We start from the raw sequence: 2,799 nt of genomic DNA on the forward strand, positions 1-2,799 counted from the left end.
TCCGCCCAGCCTTGTTGCTTCTTTCGAACATCTGGCCCTGCCGATGTCCGTCGTCTGGGGCGCGATTTTCTGGGCCAGCCTGCCCGATCGCTGGTCCACGATCGGGATCGCGCTGATTCTCGGAGCAGGTATTGCTGTGGCCTATCGCGAGGCGCGGCTGGGACGAAAAGCCTATCCCAAACGCAACACGCTGGCAGGAGGGGCCATTTTGCGCGACGATTTTGATTAGTAAGAAGCATTAAGATGCGTTAGAATAAACACTACAGGCAGAATTTTTCAAAACAAACGCTGCAAACCAGGGAGAAGAACTGATGATCAGAACGGCAAAACCCGGCATGACACGCCGCGGATTCGTGAAGACAAGCGGTGCCTTGTGGGTCGCGGCCGGGCTTGGCGCAACCGCGGTGCAGGCCCAGCCGGTAAAGGGCGGACGGCTTATTGTCGGCATGACCGGCGGCGCGGTCAGCGATACGCTGGATCCGCGAACCTTCACCTCGTCGGGCCATGCCTGCGTCGGCTTTACCATCGGCAATTGCCTGACCGAGATCGAGAAGGACAGCGAATTGGTGGGCGAGCTGGCTGAAAGTTGGGAAAGCTCAGCGGATGCCAAGACCTGGCGCTTCAACCTGCGCAAGGGCGTGACCTTTCACAACGGCAAGACAATGACTTCGGCCGATGTGATCTGGTCCTTGAACCTGCACCGCGGCGAAGGCTCAACCTCGGGCGCGGCGGGGCTGACGGGCGACATCGCCGACATCACCGCCGACGGGCCGGATGCGATCGTCGTGACCTTGTCCAAGCCGAATGCCGACCTGCCCTATCTTCTGGGCGATTTCCACATGCTGATCGTCGCCGAGGGGACAGAAGATTTCACAGCGGGCGTCTTCACCGGCCCCTATCAGGTGGTCGAATACAACCCCGGTGAATCGGTGATCGCAACGCGCAATCCGAATTACTGGAAGGCCGACCGCGCCCATGTCGATGATGTGGAGATCCTTTTCGTCGAGGATCGCACCGCGCGGATCAACGGCATCGTTACCGGCGAATTGCATATGGCCCAGCAGATTGACGAACAGGCAATGGAGCTGATCAACCAGACGCCGGGCGTGCATATCGAAAGTCACCCTTCAGGGGGGCACAGTCCGATCCTGATGCATTGCGACAAGGCACCCTTCGACAATGCCGACCTGCGCCTTGCGGTCAAATATGCTGTGGACCGCGATCAGGTTCTTGGGCTCTTGCAGGGCGGCGTTCTTGGCAACGATCACCCGATCCCACCGACGGATCCCTTCTATGCCGCCGATATTCCCCAGCGCATGTATGACCCCGAAAAGGCCGCCTTCCATCTCAAACAATCCGGGTTCGACGGCACGCTGCCATTGTCGATCAATAATGTGGCCATGGCGAAATCCGAGGAATTCGCCGCCTCGTTCCAGCAATCGGCAGGCAAGGCGGGGCTGAAGATCGACGTGATCCGGGAACCGTCGGAAGGTTTCTGGTCCGAGGTTTGGTTGAAGAAACCCTTCATGATCGGTGCCTGGGGCGGGCGGCCCACGGCGGATATCATGCTGACCACGGCCTATTATTCCACCGCCGCCTGGAACGATTCGATGTGGCGGCGGCCGGAATTCGACCAGATCATCGATCAGGCCCGCGGCGAGACCGATTTTGCCAAGCGCAAGCAGCTTTACCATGATGCGCAGCTGATGATCCACGAGGATGGCGGGGCCTGCATCACCTTCTTCCGCAACAATATCGACGGTGTGCGCGACGAGGTGAAGGGTTTCTACCCGGCCGGGTCGTTCAACATGTCCGGCCTTCGGGCAGTCGAACGGGTCTGGCTGGAAGCCTGACGGATGGCCAAGGGGTCACTGGCGCGGCTGATCTTCGGCCGCCTCATCTCGGGCGTTGTCACGCTCTTTATCGTCTCCGTCCTGGTTTTCGCCGGGACGGAGATATTGCCCGGTGATGTCGCCCAGGCAGTGCTTGGCCAGCAGGCAACGCCCGACGCGGTGCAGGCGATCCGTGATCAGCTTGGCCTCGACCGGCCGGCGGCCTTGCGGTATCTCGACTGGCTTTGGAGTTTCATGCAGGGTGATCTTGGCCGCTCTCTTCTGTCGGGACGCGAGGTCAGCGACCTGATCGGGCGGCAGCTTGGCAATTCGCTGTTCCTTGCGACTGTGGCCGCCGTCATCGCCATACCGCTTTCGGTGGGTCTCGGCCTGCTTGCCGCACTTTACGAGGACCGGCCGGCGGACAAGGGCATTACCGCCTCGACGCTGGTTTTCGTCTCGATGCCAGACTTTCTGCTTGGCTACCTTCTTCTCATGCTGTTCGCGGTCAAACTTGGCTGGTTCCCGGCGCTGTCGCGCATCTCTTCCTCGATGAGCCTGCTTGAACAGCTGCGCGCCGTGGCGCTGCCCTGCCTGACGCTGGCGCTGGTCGTCTCGGCCCACACGATGCGCCTGACGCGTGCCGCGATCCTTTCGGTGATGAATCAGGCCTATATCGAGATGGCCGAGCTTAAGGGTGCGAGCCGCGCACGCATCGTCCTGCGCCACGCACTGCCGAACGCACTGTCGCCGATCCTCAACATCGTCATGCTGACGCTTGCCTATCTTATCGTCGGGGTCGTGGTGGTCGAGGCGGTCTTCAACTATTCCGGCCTTGGTCGCACAATGATCGACGCGGTGTCAAAACGCGACATGCCGCTGGTGCAGGCCTGTGGACTGATCTTCGCCTCGGTCTATGTGCTTTTGAACCTGACCGCCGACATCCTGTCGGTCCTGACCAATCCCC

2 protein-coding genes and 1 pseudogene are annotated in these 2,799 nt (G+C 60.6%); all 3 read left to right on the forward strand.

All coding sequences use genetic code 11. The features are described 5' to 3' along the window. Positions 1-229: pseudogene (locus WBB85_RS03065) on the forward strand (hypothetical protein); the annotation flags it as partial. An 82-nt stretch (positions 230-311) separates the two neighbouring features. Then, positions 312-1,853, forward strand: coding sequence for an ABC transporter substrate-binding protein (locus WBB85_RS03070; protein ID WP_432637152.1), 1,542 nt, complete (start codon positions 312-314; stop codon positions 1,851-1,853). Positions 1,854-1,856: 3 nt separating this feature from the next. Further along, positions 1,857-2,799, forward strand: a 943-nt coding sequence (locus WBB85_RS03075; RefSeq protein ID WP_432637153.1) for an ABC transporter permease, incomplete at its 3' end; no start/stop codon positions are given.

This window comes from Albidovulum sp., assembly GCF_049646345.1.
Taxonomy (GTDB): domain Bacteria; phylum Pseudomonadota; class Alphaproteobacteria; order Rhodobacterales; family Rhodobacteraceae; genus Albidovulum.